Genomic DNA, 20,341 nt, shown 5'->3' with positions numbered 1-20,341 from the left:
TATATATAATATTGATACATTAATGTGTACATTATGTTCTTAGTCTTATGCACCACTCAATCTTTTTTCACTGCTCTTTATGTATCTAGATATATGTCATTTTATATAGTTAACTGCTCTCGACAAATATTGCGATAGATTTCTGAGTTTTTAGATAAATCATAATGTGATCCTGCAGTAACTACCTTTCCTTTATCTATTACTAGAATATAATCAGCAGATTCTATGCTACTAATCCTGTGAGCAATTGATATAATAATGTTTCCTTTCATTATTTTTTTTATAGCGTTTAATAATTTCTGTTCGCTCATTGTATCTAAAGCGCTCATTGCTTCATCAAGAAGTAAAATTTTCGGTTTACGTAATAATGCTCTAGCGATAGCTATCCTTTGTTTTTGCCCACCTGATAATCTAACGCCTTTTTCACCTATTTTTGTATTGATGCCATCATGAAGTTTATTAGAAAATTCTTCTATTCCTGTTATTTTTATTATCTCATTTATTTCATAGTCACTTGCTTTATTATTACCGAATATAATATTTGATTTTATAGTGTCGGAAAAAATGCTAGCTTCTTGTGGTACATATGCAATGAATTTACGAATGTCAGTAGGATTTATACGAGAGATATCTTGATTGTTAATAAGAATAGTACCATTGTCTTGACGATAAAAACGAAGTAGTAACTGTATCAAAGTACTTTTTCCTGCACCTGATCTACCTACAATACCAACAAACTTATTGGCATTGATCTTCAAAGACATATTATTGATAATTTTTAAATTAGGTCTTGAATTATAGGTAAAATCTACATTTTTAAATTCTATTGATACTGTATCAGGATTATTTAATGCATAATAATTATTATGTACTATGGATATCTTATCTATAATTGTTATTATTCTCTCAAGTGCTGTAGTAGGTAAATGTATTTCACTTAGTAGCTCAAAAATACCGCCAGAGCTAACCCCTGCAATAATTGCATAATAAATAAATGATATAATTTGTCCTGCGGATAAATCTCCTTGGACTATATCCGAGGCACCAATCCAAACAATTAAAGTAATTGTGAGAAATATCACAGCTATTGAAATTGCAAAGAATAAAGCACGAATTTTTAAACGTATTTTGCAGTATATTAAATAGCTTTGTAGTTTAGTATCAAAATCAGAAATTTTGTTTATTTGATGATTAAAAGCATAAATAACTCTAATATTATTAAAAGTTTCATCAATATCCGAGACTAAAAGTGATTTAGATTCTAGAGCTTTTTTCGACAAAGACTTAACATGTTTACCAAATTTAATTAAAGGAACTAATAAGATAGGAATGGTAACAATTACTATTGAAGCAAGTTTAAAGCTTTCAAAAAACATTAAAGTAATGCCACCGATTAACATTACAGAATTACGAATAAAAAAAGATAAGAAATTCACTATGAGCGTAGCTATTTGATCTATATCATTTGTAAGACGTGAAATGATGTCGCCAATTTTTAATTCTTCATATTCTTCAATTTCATAATTAATTAAATTACTATAAGCTTCTTTACGTATTTGATTAACTATCTTTTCAGCAACATTATTTATGAAATATGAGCGAAAAAAACTAGCGACACTTAAAATAACAATTAATAAACAGATATATAATATAGATTTATTAACCGATAAAATATTATCTTCAGCTAAACCTTTATCAATTAAATTTCTAAACACACTACCGATGAGCAATAATGAAGCTGATACGCTAAGTAAGGAGATCATAACAATGATCAAGTCTTTTTTATAGAACCTTAAATATTTAGCTAGTCTATATAAAAGTTTGATATCCATAAGAAACTATAGGTCTATGGCTCGTTTTTTTTTGTTATTTTCTTGATACTGAACACAGAATGAAAAATAGTATTTTTCCAAATCTATGAAATAATTTCTGTTCACAATTATTCTATATTAGTCATCAAATAACAATTGCAAAATATGGGGCGAGTGACGGGATTCGAACCCGTGGCCCTCAGAACCACAACCTGATGCTCTAACCAACTGAGCTACACTCGCCATAAAATTAACAATGTTAATCTAGATTATCAGAAGTATTTAGTCAAGAATATTTATTCTATTAACTTATATTTGACTGTATCATATAGGCATTAGGATAACAATCCTAAATGATTAGGTTTCTCTCATTGCAATTTATATTACTAAAACTTTAAAACAAAAGGAAGTTTACAAAATTTGTAGCGCGATAAATATATATGTTTTTTAGCAATTCACATGAAAAATATTGTAAGAATTAAAAGAAGCTTAGACTTTAATGAAAGAAAGTTATATAAATAGTCATTAATGTATTACTTTAGCAAAGTCTAGGCAATAGTTTCTTGTCTATGTTTAGCGTTTCTAAGTGTGTGCATTAAACTTTAGTGTTTGAAGCACTTAGAGCATAATTTTAGCGGTCAATAATGAAAAAATCAGTTAATTTGCTTAGTGGCGGAATAGATTCTGCTACGGTTCTTGCAATAGCGAGTGAAATGTGCTATGAAATTCATGCTATGAGTTTTAATTACGGGCAACGTAATCATGCAGAATTACAGAAAGTTAAAGAGCTTATAAAAAAATATAATGTTAAGCAGCATAAGATTGTTGATATAGATTTACGAGCTTTTGGAGGTTCTGCTTTAACAGATGATAATATAGATATCCCGCATTATCATAGCATAAACGAATTGCCGGAAATTGTCCCGGTTACTTATGTTCCTGCACGTAATACAATATTTTTAAGTTATGCGCTCGGTTTTGCAGAAGTAATAGGAGCACAAGACATTTTTATAGGTGTTCATACAAGTGATTCAGCAAATTATCCTGATTGTCGCCCTGAATATATTAAATCTTTTGAAAAAATGGTAAATGTAGCAACAAATATGGGAATACAAGGTAAAAAAATTACTATTCATGCGCCTTTAATTGATATGACTAAGGAACAAATAATTAGAACTGGTCTGAAGCTTGGTGTAGATTACAAAAATACTATATCATGTTATACACCTACTGAAGATGATTTATCTTGCGGTAATTGTCTTGCTTGTATTATAAGGCTTGATGCTTTTAAAAAGAATAATATACAAGATCCAATTAAATATGTATGATAAATATCAGATATTTGCATACCACTTTTCCTGTGTTTGATTTAGACAATATAGTACTAAGGGAATTAGCAGAAAGTGATGTACAAGATTATTTGTGTTATATGAGTAGGTCAGAAATGGGTCTTTATATAACCGAGAGTAATAGACCTAAAGACTTAGAAGAGGCGAGAAAAGAAATATGTTATTGGTCTAGTTTACATGCACTTCATAGGAGTTTTTATTGGGGGATTGCACTTAAAAGTGATAATAAATTAATAGGTACTGCTGGTTTTAATATAATAAATCTAGAGCATCATAGAGCAGAAATAAGTTATGATCTAGATCCTAATTTTTGGGGGCAAGGTATTATGTTAAAATCTATAAATAATATTTTAAAATTTGCAGATTGTATAGGTATTATAAGAGTCCAAGCAACAGTAATTACAGATAATTTTCGTTCGGTTAATCTTCTTGAGAGATGTGGTTTTTCTAAGGAAGGCATCCTTAAGAAATACGAAATAATTGCAAATGAGCATAAAGATTATTATATGTATGCAAGAGTAGTATGAATCATATTTTCATTCCACTACTTAGTGGTTGGATCTCAGGATGTAATTTTTAACAACAAACTCCCACCAAATACGTGGGATTACAATAGGTATAAACTAAAAAAAGAAAATTAATGGTAGTAGATGCTGATAAAAAAGAATTAATTTGTTCGTTTTGCAGTAAAAAACAACATGAAGTAAAAAAACTGATAGCAGGTCCTGCAGTATTTATTTGTGATGAATGTATAGATTTATGTACAGATATTATGAAAGAAGAGAGCAAAGTTGCGTTAAAGCAAATTACTGCTTCAATTCCAACGCCGCAAAAAATATGTAAAATTTTAAATGATTACGTAGTTGGGCAAGACAAAGCTAAAAAGATTTTAGCAGTAGCGGTTTATAACCATTATAAGCGACTTGAATATGTACAGTCTGGTAATAATGATGTCGAGCTTAATAAGTCAAATATCTTACTGATTGGTCCTACTGGTTCAGGTAAAACTTTACTCGCTCAAACGCTCGCTAAAATTTTAGATGTGCCTTTTACTATGGCAGATGCTACTTCTTTAACGGAAGCGGGTTATGTTGGGGAAGATGTTGAAAATATATTACTACGCTTATTAATATCAGCTGAATTTAATATAGCAAAAGCACAAAAGGGTATAATTTATATTGATGAGGTTGATAAAATAGCTCGTAAATCGGATAATCCTTCTATTACGCGAGATGTGTCAGGTGAAGGAGTACAACAGGCATTACTTAAAATTATGGAAGGAACAGTTGCTTCTGTACCTCCTCAAGGTGGTAGAAAACACCCACAACAAGATTTCGTACAGTTAGATACTTCAAATATCTTGTTTATTTGTGGTGGTGCTTTTATGGGGATTGATCGCATTATTAGATCAAGAACTAATCATAGCTCTATAGGATTTGCAGCTAACATAAATATCGATAAAGAGAAAAATAATAATGAAGTTCTTAAATCTCTAGAGATTGAAGATTTAACTAAATTTGGTTTAATTCCTGAGTTTATCGGTAGGTTACCAATTGTTACTACTTTAGAGGAGTTAGACAAAGAATCTTTAATTACAATTCTAACTAAACCTAAGAATGCTATAGTAAAGCAATATCAAAAGCAATTTGAGCTTGATGATGCTGAGCTTGTAATTGAATATTCCGCTCTAGAAGCTATTGCTGAAAAAGCTTTAGTTAAGAAGACGGGTGCAAGAGGTTTACGTTCAATACTTGAACATCTTTTATTAGATAGTATGTATAAGGTTGCTGAGCTTAAAAAACAGCGTGTTACTCTTACAAAAGAGGTAGTAGATGGCTTAATAGAACCAGTTATGACATCTATCATTTCTACCAAATTAAATAAAAAGCAACAGATGATTGAGGATATACCGGCGTAAAGATTATTTTTTCTCTATGTCATGCCTTTGAGATATTGTTAGTGAGATAGTACAATACATTTGTCCTTTTAGTATTTTTGTCTCATATTTAAGTGAGCTAGAATGATAGCTGTAGAATTAACACTAATTTATGAGACAATTTATCATCATCTAGTATTGTAAATAAAATTATTATGAAAAAAAATAATAATTAAACTGAAATAATAGTACGCGTCGGTAGACTTTTTGAATACTTCAAGTTCTATATTGCGTCATTGCATTGTAATCAATATAACTAGAATCCATAAACAATATCGCATTATGTATCCAAGGTAAGTTTAGATAAACCATAAATTCGAAAATTATCACTAAGTATATTTAATAAGTGCAAGTTATATATTTCTTTTCTTTCAAATCACAGGTTTATTACATAAAAATACAATACAAGTTGTTAGTGCCTATAAAATGGGCAAGCTACATAGTTTTGATAAAAGCTATTATTTAATTCTATAGCAATTAATATTAAGATAAGCAATATATTGAATATTGTTTAAATATCGGACCAAGTGTATCTAGCAATAATATTGGTGTAAGATATGTTAATAGTAAGTATAAGCTAAAAAAAATTTGTACACTAATATTGTCATACTTATTTTATTTTTGATAATTAATAGAATGCATATTAAAGTAGCTTGCACATTAATATATTAATCCTTACATACTAGCATCATAATCAAAAGTATTCGGAATAATTCTGACCATAAATATTCATAAGATATTTTTCTTTTTCGTATGACCTAGCATGCATATATATAATGGTTTCAGGTTTAGTTGCAAAACATTGTTACAAGTTTCTAGGGATTATAGAAATAAGTAGGATAAAATCTTTTTTATCAGCAATATTAGATTTAAGAATGATATGCAAGAGAATGTATTAAAAATCCCATAATTTAGCTATCCTAATATAGAGACATTTTCTCAATCAAATTTAAATTTCTTTAATTGTAACTATTCTTTGTCCAACTATAATTTATTTATTTTCTTTTGCTATTTATATTTAGTAAATAATTACTTAAATCATCAATGATTAAACTAATAAAGTACGGTTTATATTAACATAAATAGAGATCAGATTCTGATTTTTTGTATTTTAAAATTTTTGTAAATATCAACTGCTTTTTTAGTTTAAGTTTAAGTAGTGTTTTTCTGATCTATCCCTAGAATTTATACTATATACAGTACAAGACTGAAATGCAAATTTCAATATTATTAGCATTATAATACACCTGATACTAATAATGTTATTTAGTCTATGTTTTCTAGTTCTGTAGTGTCTAGATTTCACAATATATAACTTTTGGTGGTAGTTGTTGTAGCTTCAGAATTCTCAGTATATTACTTATCATCCTTCTCTAATAATTTGAGCTAATATATAATTAAATAAATATTTTCTACTGTTATTAGTATTATCATTGACATGATTCAGATGCTGAAATTTTTATATCATTAATTAAATAATATTCTAAAATATGTTGTGTCCATAACTATGGTCATTATTTTTGTACTAAAATACTATTCTAATAATAAAATAGCGTGGTACTAGTGTGCTTTTAATGTTATATCATAATAAAATTATTATAAATACTTGTATATAAAAGGATTGAAAATATATTAATATGCTTGTATATTCCGTATTTTAACTTAATTTTATTTTAATTAATTGAATAATTGAAATTATGAATAATACACTAGAAGTTGTTAGTAATAAACTAGAAATAATAATTAAATATTATCATGATATATCAAATTTAGGCATAAGATTATATAAAACTACTAAAGCACTCGTGAGTTTTGATTTAGGTGAGGTATTTAAAATATGGTTCTGTGATAAAAATTTTAAGGATTTAAAGAAAGTAGATCAAAGTGTTTTTTATACTCAATATTTAGAAACAGTATTAAGTAAAATAGCTGCTACAGGGAAGTATCAAGATAAGAAGATCAGTCATGAACAATGGCTTAATTGTTTTGAAACGATAAATAATCAAGATGATTTTTTACATACAAAGCTAAAGCAGTTAATAGGAGTAGAAAACAAAAATATAATTGATTCTATGTTAGATGGTATCGGTGATATAAAGTCGCTAGAATTTAATATCATTTTTACTAAAGTCCAAGTATTTTTAAGCGATAATTTAGATAAATTTGAAAACTTGGTGAAAGTAGCAAAAAAAATTGATTCTATTGTATATCCTCTAACTAGAGAGTATTTTTTATACCGCTATTTAGCTAAATCAATATTAGTAGCAAAGACTTTAACTTTACATTCATCTTATGAAGCCGAATTTAATATAGTCAAAAAAACTCATTTAAATTTTGCAAATTATCTTAATGCATTAGAGCAAAGTCTTACTAAAATAGAGCAAGCTACTGATAAATATAATGAAGAGCACAAAATTGCTTCTTGGTTAACTGCTAAATCAGTTTTAGTGGGCAACCATTCAGGTAAAATAGCAGCTACTTATGCTAGTCTTGTAGGTTGTGTAATCGCGTTACGTTCGTATGTAATTGATGAAAAAGATCCTTGGTATGAATTATGTGCTTTACCTCCTACTATTCTTGCTATGCTACAAATTTTGTCATCTTTTCCTGGCACAGTCTTATCAAATAGACAAACTAAAGAGATTAATAATAATATGTTTCAGGAATTAAAGAATAGTGACCAAAATGCACAGGATATCAAATTTTTATTTGATTGCACTCCAAGTTTTGCGAATGATGCTATAAATACAGCTGCGAGTTGTTTTAGATATGCTTCTAATTTAGGTTTACAGCCTATTGATTTATTAAATAATGATATTGTTAATCGTATAATTTTATATACGGCTTTACGATGGTCAGCAGTTGCAGGAGTAGTGGAAGAACAAAGTAAAGTTACAAATTTTATGCAAACTAAATTAATTAAATTTTTGCATCATGAAATTGTACCTGCTTTAATTGAGAATAAGAAATTTACATCTAAAGAAATTGAACCATATTTTTATTTACTATATAAGCATTCTGCACAAGATAGTGATACGCAAATAAAACTGCAAACAATATATCATAAGCTTACTAACAAAGATATAGATTTTAACAATATTAAATTAGATATTAGCACCTATCATGGATGGAAGAGTGTTGTTATGTGTTCGGCAGTGGCAACACTTATTTTAGATTATATCTGTTTTTATTTTCGTAATCCAGAATTAGAATTTTATGAAGATCCAATGTTTTATGCATCTACTTCTGTTAAATTTATGCGCCTTGCTTCTTTATTAGTATCAACACATTTTGGCAATAAACTTATAGAAAATATTACAAGTGAAAAATTAGCTAATGATATATTTTTTCAAAAGTTTTACTATAATGATGCAGCAAGATTGACTGTAGCGATAGTACCATTAATAATGTTTGAGTCAATTAAAGATTTAAAAATTTTAAGTCTTGCAACTTTAATAGATGTTTTAACAACTGCTATATCAGATTTAAATGTTGGTAATGCGATTAGTAGTGCAGGCAAGAATATTGCTGAGAAAACTGCTACTACCCTTACTTGGCTTAATAAAATTGCATCAGGTGCGAACGATGATATAGTTATTGATATTGCACATACAGAAGAATTACAACCACTAGGTTGTGTAGATCAGTTTGATTGATTGGCTCTTTTGCATGCTTTTTAGAGAAGATGAATAAGATTTTTTGTATGAAATACGCAGCATAGAATACGTAGCAATATTATAATGGAGTAAAAAGTTGAACAGTTCAGTTATCCTCTATGGAAGTAGATCTTTCACGTAAGTATAATGTACCCTCACAATTCCAAATATAATTGTATCTTCAGAATGCAGTGTTTAATGTATTTAAAAGCTGAGGTGAGCTATGGTTATACTAATATTTTGCGTATATTCAAAACGTTTTTGAGTACTTTTAAAAAAGTGTATTAAGTAATAAGTAGTTTTTTATAAACACTACACTATGGCATATCTTCTTTAAATACATATTATTGTAAATATAATAACAATATTTTTTAATATGTTGCATTATAGCTTAATAAAGCTATAAAGTGTATTAACTTTTTTTCTAGTGTGATATAATGATTTTCTAAAGTTTGTACAATTTGATTGTAATATGCAATAATCACATTTATCAATCTTATTCTAAATCTTTAGTTATATTACCTTATGATGTTTGACCTATTTGATATTTATCTACCTAATATTACTATGTAATAAATAAGCTTGCAAAAGTTTTGCGGTAATATCTCAATATATGTTTGCTTTTGAAAAAGTAACAACAGGGCGCTACTAATGAGTTTTTCATTTTGGTATAATTGTAGATTTAGTATTGAGATTATTTTTGCAGTTTGATGCTTTTGATATAGAGACAATTTATTAGATTTCTTGTTATGTAGCACATAGTTTTTTCATACAGTGACAATGAAAGACACAAAATGCTGTTGTTTTGTTTGGTATATTCAAGGTATTCTTATTTGTTAATGACTAACAGTTCTCCTATTCATAACACAATAATCATATCATTATTATTATGATCGCTATATAACAATTTTTTGTACGTTTTTATGTCTAAAATATCAGTCCATAGCTTAATTAAACTTACACATGATAACATGTGTATTGTCTTTTTTAGGAGCTTTCATTGTAGATATACATCAAATAATGTTTCGATATATTTAATTACATATTATTCTTCTATTTGTGCTGGTTTTCTACATCTACTTCAATAATTTCTGATTTCGCAGAAACGATCTGATAACGCTCTAGGGTCGCAGGTATTATTTTATTTCCTGAATCAATACCAAGTTTTTGAATACTTTTCACTCTTGACATTACATTACGATTAAATGAAGCAGCGAATTTATCATAATTGGTCACCATGTTTTGTAGGTTATAACCAATTTTTTTGGAATAATCAGCGATAGTACCTATAGAACTTAACAATTTTCTCACTTCTTCAATTATTACCTTATAATTTTCTGAACGACGATTATCGGTAATTTGAAATTTTGCAAATGATAACATATTCATCAATCCTGCAGGACCTACAGGAAAAATATTACATCCCCAAGCTTTTTGTAAAAATTCAGGATTAGCTGCAATGACTTTCTCAACCGCTTGTTCAGTCGGCAAAAACATTAAAGTAATAACATTGTTAAAGTTTTGAGTCTTTTTGTTTAAATTAGTTAAAATATTTTCAGCATAGTCTTTATTAGTTAGAGTCTTCAAATGATAGTTCATAGTTTTACTAAGATGTACACTATTATCCTGAGAGTCTACTAGAAACTTTGAGGCTTTGGAATCAATAACCATTAAATTACCTGAAGGAAGAAAAATGATTGCATCAGGTCTTAGCTTGACACTATCTGATGTAGTGAGACTGTATTGCATTATAAAATCTAAATTAGGACGTAATCCTGAAGATTTGAGGATATTCTCAAGTGTAATTTCGGAAAGTAACCCTGCCCCGATAGGAGAAAGTAGTGATTGTTTGATCAAATCAACTGTACCTTTTGATTGCTCAATATCTTTATTTAATGCTCCTACCATCGTAATTAATCGTTCAAGCTCAGTATTAAATTTTTGAGAAGCGGTTTCGATATTTTTCTCGGCTAGCTCTCTTGTTGTATTATTTTCCATTTTATGAATTTCGATTAATTGTTTAGATAAATCCTTACCCAAATCAAATAATGCAGCTTTAGCTGAGGCAAATGACTCTTCTCTTATTTTCTCTGAATCCTTGATCATTCGCTCTTGATACTCTAATTTACACTTTAATTGTTCAATTTTTTGTAAATACGTTATTTTTTCTTGATTCAGTAATTGATTATTATTGTTAATTTCTAGGTTTTGTTCTGATAAGAATTGTAACTGCATTTTGAATGTTTTAGTTTTTATATAAAAGCAAATTATTAAAGCGAATAAAATAAGTAGCATAGTCGTAGTGAGCAGTAATAAACCAGGCATGTGTTTTGTAATTTATATGACAATTTTTTGTTATAAGTATTAGAATAGTTATTATCAATTCAACATTTAATGATAATCCATATCATTATAAATATTAGCTGAATTCACTATATTTACTTTATCTTTTAAAGGTCCAAACGGTTGAGCTGGCTTTAACAATTCTGGAGTAAGTATAAATTTAGTCTTTTTTTCAATATTCGATAAAAAAAGTAAATGAAAACTATGAGGACTGTATATTATTGCATATTTATCCCATTCTGGATATTGTCTATTTAGATTTCCTATAGGATCAAATGGACCATAAACTTCTATATTACCAAACTTATATTTTTTTAAAGGATATAACTCATTCTCATAAAAAAAGTCATTTGGATATTGATCATATAAAATATGAACAAACTTATCCTTTTCCTTATGAAATATGAAAATATCTAAGCATCTTTCTCCGCAAATTACATAAATTTTATTATGTTTGATACGATATCCTAATTGCTTAAATTGTGGTAATATTTGTTGAAAATGTATTTCATCTTCATGCATAATACCGATATCTAAATCATCATCAAAAGGAATGATGCCTTGATGTCTAACAGCTCCAAGCAGAGTACCGCTTTCTATCCAATACTTAATATTATTCTTAGTAAGTAACTCATGAGTATCTTTCATTAGCTGATAAAGGCTAAGTGCTTTTTTTTCACTAATCCTATATCTTTTTACTTGTGCATCACTTAAGGTTACATATCTCCATTCATGTTGTAATATATAAGCATAAAACAATACCCCTGCAAATATAATTAATATTAAGCCTATAATGTTTTGCAATGATAATAGATTTTTTGTATCACTTATTCCTAAATGGAATTTAGACGTGGATTTGGTACTTGAATCATCAAATACGTTTTTGTATGCAGACGTTCTGCATTCCTTATATCCTTTAAATCCATCTTTATTCGCTATATTATACAAAAAGTTTAATATTGACTTTAATTTTATCATCTTTCATCTCAAATTGTATTGCTTCTGCTGATGTGACGTTTTTTAAATCTTCTACTAATTCTGTAGATAATATTATACCGCTAACTTCAAGCAATTTTATTGGTGCTTTTATAGATAGATTGTACTCAGCTTTAAATTTTCTGACGATATCTAGTATTGTAAGCAGTCCTTCTGGTCCTTGTACATCGATGTCATAGTTTAAGTCACCATAATTAACCCAGTTACCTTGAATGTGAATAGAATTTTTGCTATATAATATTTGGTATAGTTCTTCGGTAATATGAGGCATGAAAGGAGCAAATAGTTTCAGTAAGGTTTGCATCACATGATATGAAGTTAATATGCTACTATATTGTCCTTGTGGGTTTTTATTCCCTTCGTCATAGCTTCTTGTTTTGCTTATTTCTAAATAATTATCACAAAATATAGACCAAAAGAATTTTTCTGTTAGATAAATCGCGTTTGCATATTCGTAATTTTGTAGTGCATTTGTAGCTAGTTTAACTAATGCTACTAGCTTATTAATTATCCACTGATCAAACTCGTGAGTAATTTTCTCTTTTATAGCACACAAACTCACTTTTTTATCTTCACTTGTCAGTTTATCAAAATGTATAGAAACAAATTTAGCGGCATTCCATAGCTTGTTTACAAGTCTTTTTCCATTTTTCATTATGTCTTCTGAGTAAGCAGTATCAGCTCCAAGCTTTGAATTTGCTGACCAATAACGTATTACGTCAGCACCATATCGTTCTAGCAATTTTTCAGGGACTAAAACATTCCCCTTCGATTTTGACATTTTACTGCGATCTTCAGCTAAACACCAACCACTTACCATGATATTTTTCCATGGTAAAATATTTTGATGTAAATGCGATTTCAGGATTGTATAAAATGCCCAAGTCCTAATAATTTCATGCGCTTGTGGTCTTAAATCCATTGGAAATAATTTATCGTGCCTTACTTTATTAATTGCGAAATCTTCAGAGATACCATAGGTAGAAAGTTGAGGTGAAACAGAACTTGTTGCCCAAGTATCCATAACATCTAAGTCAGGATCTACTTCCTCCTTGCTATAACCTATAGGTAAATCTTTTAGTGGATCAACAGGTAGTTGTGAGATATCAGCATATAAAATTTTACCTTCTTCACCAATCCTTTTAGAGTACCAAATAGGAAACGGTACACCGAAGTAACGTTGGCGACTTATGCACCAATCCCAGCTTAGAGAATTAATCCAATTCTCTAAGCGCATTTGCATATTTTTAGGATACCAGTTTAGTTCGTTTGTTCTTTTAAGTAATGCTTCTTTATGAGTTATTGTTTTAATGAACCATTGTGTAACGGTTAATATCTCAAGAGGAGCACCTGACCTCTCTGCACATTTTACAGTTTGTGTAATTTCTTCTTGTTTAGTAAGTAAATTCTGTTCTTTTAAAATATCTATTATTTTTGTACGTGCTTCTTTAATTGTCAAACCATCTAAATCAATTTTATGAGGGAAATTTATTGTACCTTTTTTAGTGATAATGGTTTTTAAAGGTAGATTATGTGATTTCCACCATGTAATATCTGTTTGATCACCAAACGTACAACACATTACTAGTCCTGTACCTTTATCTTGTTGTACTAAAGGATCAGCAAGAATTGGAACTTTCTCATTAAAAAGTGGTGTTATAGCTGATTTATCTGCTAGATGCTTATAACGTCCATCATCAGGGTGATAAAATACTGCTACACACGCTGGTAATAACTCAGGTCTTGTAGTAGCTATAGTAAGCTTGTCTCCTTGCTCAGTTTTAAACATAATATAATTCATAGAAGAGATTTTCTGCTTATCTTCAATATCGGCTTGGGCGAGAGCAGTACCATCTACCGTATCCCATAAAATCGGTTGATTAGCACGATAAACTTCTCCTTTATGTAGTAAATCAAGAAAAGACATTTGTGATATTTTCCGTGATAATGGACTGATAGTCTGGTACTCTAAACTCCAATCAACCGATAACGCTATTTGTTTGAATAAATTTCTAAACTTTGCTTCTTCATTCTGTACAACCTCTTGGCAAATTTTTATAAATTCGTCTCGCTCCATATTATAAGCTTTAATCTGCTTCTGCTTTTCAACAAGTCTCTCGGTTGGTAGCCCATTATCGTCAAAACCAATAGGATAAAAGATATTTTTACCTATCATACGTTGAAAACGTACAATAAAATCTGTTTGCGTATAGCTATAAATATGTCCGATATGTAATTGCCCTGACACAGTAGGTGGTGGTGTGTCCACTATGTATATTCCTTCTTTTGACATATTTGGATTATACGCATAAATTTGTAGCTCTTGCCAAATGTGCTGCCACTTTTTCTCATTTTCGATAAAATTGTAATGCTTTGGAAATTCTTTCATATTTTTTATTCGTGTTAAGAATATTATTATAAAGATTATGTATGATTATTACAAGATGTGTTGTTTTGCTTTGATTTAGAGATTTAGCATTTGTACATCAGGTCACTGTAATTTTAAAAATTACTTATTTTATATATTGAACAGATAAAAGTTTCTTTAATATCTCTAACCTAATCAATCATAGAAAATTTAATCCTTTTAGTCCTTGATCTTTGACTTGAGAACACATCTGTTTTGCTATATTACTACTTTGTTATGAATTTTCTTATTTTATACCATGACTCCTTGCAGCATATTTATATGTATAGGAGATAGTTTTCGTAATAGTACACTTTTGCGGTAATAGATGTTGATTAAATACTTCTACTCATTCTGATTGTTTGTTAAGTATTATGTATAATTAAAATGATCTAAGTTAAATATGACTTTTTCTTGCGCCAATACTTTAGTATGTCTAAATACTTATTTCGTAACAATTTCATGATCTGAAATAATAAATAAATTCTCAGCTCAAGTAATTTATTTCTTTGCTATTGTCTTATCAGTAAATAAATCCCTCAAAATTTTTTTGCAGTTGTAAGTTAACAACAATATTGTCACCTATTCTTATTCTATAATAATTATATTAGCATATAACCTCAAAACCATCTAATAATCAATTCTTAATTGTAATCTTTGTATTAATTTATATTCTATTACACTATATCTTTTGAAGATTTCTATGTATAATTGTTGTACTCTATTAATCATACTTGAGTTTTTAGTTATAAAGATTTAGTAGATTTATTTTTGTTGTGTATTTTAATTCTCTATTTTTATTTAAACTTAATATGCTAATTCTAAATAAACTTTTAATTATCTTTAAATTAATGCGTGCAGATAAGCCGGTGGCTTATTTGCTAGTCTTTTTCCCTGCTTTATTTGGGTTATTGCTAGCAAATCCTGCTAACATGGAGTTCTCTTATTTATTACCGTTATTTATTTGCGGTAGTATAACGGCTAGAAGTAGCGGATGTATTATTAACGATATATTTGATCGCAAATTTGATAAGTATGTTGCAAGGACTAAAAAGCGACCTTTGGCTAGTGGTACTGTATCTGTATCTTATGCTATTTTTATACTATCGATTCTTAGTATTCTCTCACTTTGTATCTTGCTACTTTTAAACAAAACAGCCATATATACTGGATTCTTTGCAGTAATAATGATTATTCTATACCCATTAATGAAGCGTATTATTTACTTTCCGCAAATCTTTCTAGGTTTTACATTTAAACTAGGAGTATTAGTAGCTTATGGAGCAGTCCAGGACAAACTTGATATGGCAGCAATTATTATGTATTTAGCATGTTGCTTTTGGGCGATTGGATATGATACGATTTACGGATATATGGATATAAAAGATGATAAGAAAATAGGAGTAAAATCTTTAAGCATATATTTAGAGGATAAGAATCCTAAGTTTTGGCTTTATATATGTTATATAGGTTTTATATTGTTATTTATTATAGCAGCAAAAATTGCTAACTTTAATATCGATTATTTACCTGTTGCAGTTGCTTTAATTTTACTAACATTGCAAGTAGCAACTCTTGATATCAAAAATCCTGTGAATTGTATAAAAAGATTTAGCGCTAATAATTATGTAGGTGTACTTTTAATTATGGCGTTTTGTTAAATTCTTATTGTGATAAGTTTGATAATTTTCTTATAAAATAAGAATCCAATTTTTATATGTTTGGATTATTGTTTTTGTCGGACGTTGTAGCTACTCTGCTAACTGCCCATAAGGTTATCATTGAGACTATCGCTATATAAATTCCAATTGATAAGGAATTTCTCGTTATATGCCATAGCATAAGGCAAATTGATGGTGTAAGGCGTCCTATTAGTGAAGAACCGATACTGCTGCCGATACCTACCAACATGTATTTGTCGTTAGTTTTAAATAGATTATTGAGCCAGCAGTTTAAAGGTGCTAAGAAGCTTACGCCAAGTATTATAATCCAAATACGTACAAAATGAACGTACCATATAGATGCATTATTCAAGAATAACCATAAAGGAATTATGCTTAAACTCATCATAATAAGAGTGCCATTTAGTATTTTATGATAATTTAGTTTTTTTGTTAGATGACCTATTATTGGAATCATAAGCATATCAAAAATCAGAAACTCGGTATTAAATTTTATCATTTTTGCAATAGATATATTCGTAATAAGTGGAATAAAGCTATTCATAAAAATGAAAGGCACGCTGTAGCTCATATATGAGAACCCTACAGCAACACTAATACGTAAGATACTTAGCTTGTTGTTCCAAATTGTGGTGAGATCGTTTAAAAGTTTTATTTCTGTAAAAGCACGCATCATCATAATATTATCACGTGGTTTGATCACGAGCTCAAGATTATTTATTAATTTGTTAGGTTCTGTAATTAAGTCGAAACTTGTCTCACTCTTTCTTAGAAAAGAACCTATGAATCCTGTAAGACCACCAAATATAAAACATAACCGCCAATATTCATTATATTTTACATTTAAAACTATGCTACTAATAAATGAAGCAAGAATAATACCTAACATAGTTGAGGTTTGATAAAGGTATGAAGCTTTAAACGCTTTTTTTTCTTCTTTATTTTCTAAAATAACTAATTGAGCAATTGCGCATTCGCCCTCAGAATATATTCCTTGTAATATCCTAAGCACAACTAATAATAGTGGAGCACACCATCCTATTTGTGCATGAGATGGTATCAAGCCTATCAAAACAGTAGTGAACGCAATTCCGATTAATGAATGAGATAAAGCAAAAATACTCCCATATTTTTTAGCAATAACGCCAAAGAAATAAGACCCTATAGGGCGTGTAAATAAAGATGTAGCAAGTACACTATAGGTAAGAATTAAGGCAACAACTTTATCATGATTCGGGAAAAAAAAACTTGCAAGTAGTGGTGCTAGAAATCCATAAAGTGCAGTATCGAAATGATCCATAGCATTACCGATTATGATGGAAAAATCCCTTTTGGTTAACGAATTGCTCATTATAAATAGATCACTAAGTGTTTCAGTATGTTTTAAACTTCTTCATACCCATAAAGTAATAATCAACAATTGTAGTGCAAAAATGTTATTAATTTTATTCCAGTGATATTTTAAAAAGAAAATCATCAATAATATGCATTACTGTAGTCTTCCATACTAATACGTCTGTTCCTTTAATATCTTTATCTAGTTTATACATAATTAAGCGTTCTTTATCAAAATATTTAGTATAAAGTTTTTTAAATTATATTAAATTAAGTTTTAAATGTAATACTTGATTAGGAGAAGATATATCTAAGCCTTTTACTTATTCTTGTTAGATTTTGATTGATTCTATAGTTAATTTTTTCTACAATGTTTTCTTGTATTAAAATTCATGATAGTATCATTATTTATCAGTGATATGTTAGTAGTATATATTTCAAGTAAAATATTTGTTATCTATGCTTGCTCTAATAATTAAGTAGTTATTCAAGTAAGTATATTGTGCAATCAAAAAATAATAGTAAATATTTTTTAAAAAGATATGATTATGCTTTAGTTTTTAAAATAGCAATTTTTAATGAACAAATTAACACAAGGCAAGTTTATTACCTTTGAGGGCATGGATGGGATAGGAAAATCTACCCAATCTAAAATGCTCTATGAGTATTTAAAATCTCAAAAAATTCCTGTTATTTTAACTCGTGAAGTTGGTGGTACTTTTGTCGCCGAAAAAATGCGTGAAATTTTAGTACATGAGGAATTATTACCGATGTCTGAGTTATTACAGGCTATGGCAGCACGTTATGATCATATGGTACGTAAGATTATACCTGCTCTAAAAGATGGATATATAGTAATATGTGATAGGTTTATTGATTCGACTGCTTGTTATCAAGGATTAGAGCTAGAAAACGGTATAGATTTAGTCTATAGTTTGCACACAACTTTGATGCCTTCTCTTATGCCAGATATTACATTTTTTATCGATGTAGAGCCAGATACTGCTATTAAGAGAGTGAATTCACGGAATATGAGTAATAAATTTGATAGAAGAAGAATAGATTTTTATAAAAAAATCTATTCTTGCTTTCAAGAATTAAGTCATAGATTTCCTGAGAGAATCAAAACAATTAAGGCTTCACATTTAAACCCACTTGAAGTACACGAGTTAATACAAAAGCATTTATGAAAAATACTTACTATATTACTACCCCTATATATTATGTTAATGATGTTTCCCATATTGGTCATGCTTATACTAGTGTTGCAAGTGATGTGATTGCCCGTTTTATGCGTTGTTGCGGTAAGGATGTAATGTTTTTAACAGGTACTGATGAACATGGACAGAAAGTAGAAAAAGCAGCTATTAATAAAAATATTGATCCTCAATCATTTACTGATAAGACATCACAAAATTTTCGTGATCTTATGGTTGCAATGAATATTTCTAATGATGATTTTATTAGGACAACTGAAAATAGACATAAAAAAGCTGTAGCAGTTTTTTGGCAGAAATTACTAGATAATGGTGCAATCTATGAAGGATTTTATGAGGGTTGGTATTCAGTGCGTGATGAGGCTTTTTATGATGAATCAGAGATCACTGAAGATAAATTAGCACCGACTGGAGCACCTGTTGAATGGGTTAAAGAGCCAAGCTATTTCTTTAATCTTGCAAAATGGCAAGATAAATTACTTGAGTTTTATGAGCTAAACCCTGATTTTGTCAGACCAATATCAAGGCGTAATGAAGTGATTAGCTTTGTTAAATCAGGTCTAAAGGATTTATCCATATCACGTACTACTTTTAATTGGGGGATCAAAGTTCCAAATAATGAAAAACATGTGATTTATGTTTGGCTTGATGCGCTTGTTAATTATATTTCAGCACTTGGTTATCCTGATCAACAAAGTAATTATAGTAAATTTTGGCCTGCTAATTTACAAGTAGTAGGTAAGGATATCTTGCGTTTTCACGCTGTATATTGGCCTGCTTTCTTAATGGCTGCAGAAATTTCACCGCCGAAGTCAATTATGGTTCATGGTTGGTGGACTAATGCGGGACAGAAGATTTCTAAATCTCTTGGTAATACCATTGATCCGATTACATTAATCGATGAATTCGGTGTTGATCAGGTGAGGTATTTTCTTATGCGTGAAGTAATTTTTGGTGCAGATGCTAATTTTACTCGTAATAATTTAATTACACGTATTAATAGCGAACTTTCAAATAAAATAGGTAATTTATTACATCGTATTGTATCTTTTGTGTATAACAATAATGATGCTAAAGTGCCTTTGATTAAGTCAGGTGTTATAGATAAAATATATGAGCTCCCGATTTTAAAAACCGCAATGAAATTTGCTCAAGAGAATATTTTATTGATGGATAAAATAGAGATTAATAAAATTCTTGAAAATATTATTAATTTGGCTGAAGATGCAAATATCTATATTGCTAATGAAGCGCCTTGGAATTTAAAAAAAACTGATTATGATAAGATGTTAGAGGTGTTATATACTCTGCTAGAAGTACTACGTTATGTTGCAATAATGCTTCAGCCTTTTGTACCAAGTTCCGCAAATAAAATGCTAGATCAGTTAGGGGTTGCTAAAGAAGAGAGATTATTTAAGCATCTAGTACGTGATCATGCTTTAAAAGCAGGTAGTAATATTTTAGAGCCTAGTATAATTTTTCCAAAAATTTAACTAGTAATATTACGGTTTACGGTTTGTACATGGTATCAAAAATACTATTTAAATCGCTAATTTATTGTCTGGATTTAGATATCGTAGTAAAGCCATGGTATTACCATTATTAATTG

Annotated in this window: 12 protein-coding genes and 1 tRNA gene; 7 read left to right on the top strand and 6 right to left on the bottom strand. The window is 29.1% G+C overall.

All coding sequences use genetic code 11. The annotated features are described in order from the left end of the window. Positions 1-101 precede the first annotated feature (101 nt). Together RT_RS03405 and RT_RS03400 are read right to left on the bottom strand one after the other, a co-directional pair. On the bottom strand, positions 102-1,832 hold the full coding sequence (locus tag RT_RS03405; protein ID WP_011191127.1) for an ABC transporter ATP-binding protein: 1,731 nt from the start codon (positions 1,830-1,832) through the stop codon (positions 102-104). A 145-nt stretch (positions 1,833-1,977) separates the two neighbouring features. Then, positions 1,978-2,054, bottom strand: a tRNA-His gene (locus tag RT_RS03400). Positions 2,055-2,455: 401 nt separating this feature from the next. On the opposite strand from RT_RS03400, the gene queC reads away from it, so the two are divergent. The 4 genes from queC (at position 2,456) to RT_RS03380 (ending at position 8,752) form a co-directional block, all read left to right on the top strand. Further along, positions 2,456-3,139, top strand: a complete 684-nt coding sequence (queC, locus tag RT_RS03395; protein ID WP_011191126.1) for a 7-cyano-7-deazaguanine synthase QueC — start codon at positions 2,456-2,458, stop codon at positions 3,137-3,139. Beyond that, positions 3,136-3,687, top strand: coding sequence for a GNAT family N-acetyltransferase (locus tag RT_RS03390; protein ID WP_011191125.1), 552 nt, complete (start codon positions 3,136-3,138; stop codon positions 3,685-3,687). Before queC ends, RT_RS03390 begins: the two co-directional genes overlap by 4 nt. A gap of 113 nt (positions 3,688-3,800) precedes the next feature. After that, complete coding sequence (gene clpX, locus RT_RS03385; protein ID WP_011191124.1) at positions 3,801-5,078, top strand: ATP-dependent Clp protease ATP-binding subunit ClpX; 1,278 nt, start codon at positions 3,801-3,803, stop codon at positions 5,076-5,078. Between the two features lie 1,715 nt (positions 5,079-6,793). After that, positions 6,794-8,752, top strand: a complete 1,959-nt coding sequence (locus RT_RS03380) for a hypothetical protein (RefSeq protein ID WP_011191123.1) — start codon at positions 6,794-6,796, stop codon at positions 8,750-8,752. Between the two features lie 1,053 nt (positions 8,753-9,805). Here the strand turns inward: RT_RS03380 and RT_RS03375 are convergent. The 3 genes from RT_RS03375 to RT_RS03365 form a co-directional block, all read right to left on the bottom strand. Continuing rightward, the gene (locus RT_RS03375) at positions 9,806-11,077 is read right to left on the bottom strand and encodes a DNA recombination protein RmuC (RefSeq protein ID WP_011191121.1); all 1,272 of its coding nucleotides are present in this window, start codon (positions 11,075-11,077) and stop codon (positions 9,806-9,808) included. 66 nt (positions 11,078-11,143) lie between these two features. Continuing rightward, entirely contained in the window at positions 11,144-12,073 is a 930-nt protein-coding gene (locus RT_RS03370) for a LicD family protein (RefSeq protein WP_011191120.1), read from the bottom strand. Next, the gene (locus tag RT_RS03365) at positions 12,036-14,480 is read right to left on the bottom strand and encodes a valine--tRNA ligase (RefSeq protein ID WP_011191119.1); all 2,445 of its coding nucleotides are present in this window, start codon (positions 14,478-14,480) and stop codon (positions 12,036-12,038) included. The genes RT_RS03370 and RT_RS03365 overlap by 38 nt, the downstream gene beginning before the upstream one ends. Before the next feature lie 830 nt (positions 14,481-15,310). Here RT_RS03365 and ubiA point away from each other — a divergent pair. Beyond that, a complete protein-coding gene (ubiA, locus tag RT_RS03360; RefSeq protein WP_011191118.1) occupies positions 15,311-16,159 on the top strand; it encodes a 4-hydroxybenzoate octaprenyltransferase in 849 nt (282 codons plus the stop codon). Positions 16,160-16,211: 52 nt separating this feature from the next. Here the strand turns inward: ubiA and RT_RS03355 are convergent, their stop codons facing one another. Further along, positions 16,212-17,531 (bottom strand): MFS transporter, encoded by a 1,320-nt coding sequence (locus RT_RS03355; protein ID WP_011191117.1) that lies wholly within the window; start codon positions 17,529-17,531, stop codon positions 16,212-16,214. A gap of 562 nt (positions 17,532-18,093) precedes the next feature. On the opposite strand from RT_RS03355, the gene tmk reads away from it, so the two are divergent. Continuing rightward, the gene (gene tmk / locus RT_RS03350) at positions 18,094-18,705 is read left to right on the top strand and encodes a dTMP kinase (RefSeq protein ID WP_011191116.1); all 612 of its coding nucleotides are present in this window, start codon (positions 18,094-18,096) and stop codon (positions 18,703-18,705) included. Next, positions 18,702-20,225, top strand: a complete 1,524-nt coding sequence (gene metG, locus RT_RS03345) for a methionine--tRNA ligase (protein ID WP_011191115.1) — start codon at positions 18,702-18,704, stop codon at positions 20,223-20,225. Before tmk ends, metG begins: the two co-directional genes overlap by 4 nt. Positions 20,226-20,341 lie beyond the last annotated feature (116 nt).

Source organism: Rickettsia typhi str. Wilmington, from assembly GCF_000008045.1.
In the GTDB taxonomy this organism is placed as follows: domain Bacteria; phylum Pseudomonadota; class Alphaproteobacteria; order Rickettsiales; family Rickettsiaceae; genus Rickettsia; species Rickettsia typhi.
This window is presented reverse-complemented; position numbering and strand designations above follow the sequence as displayed.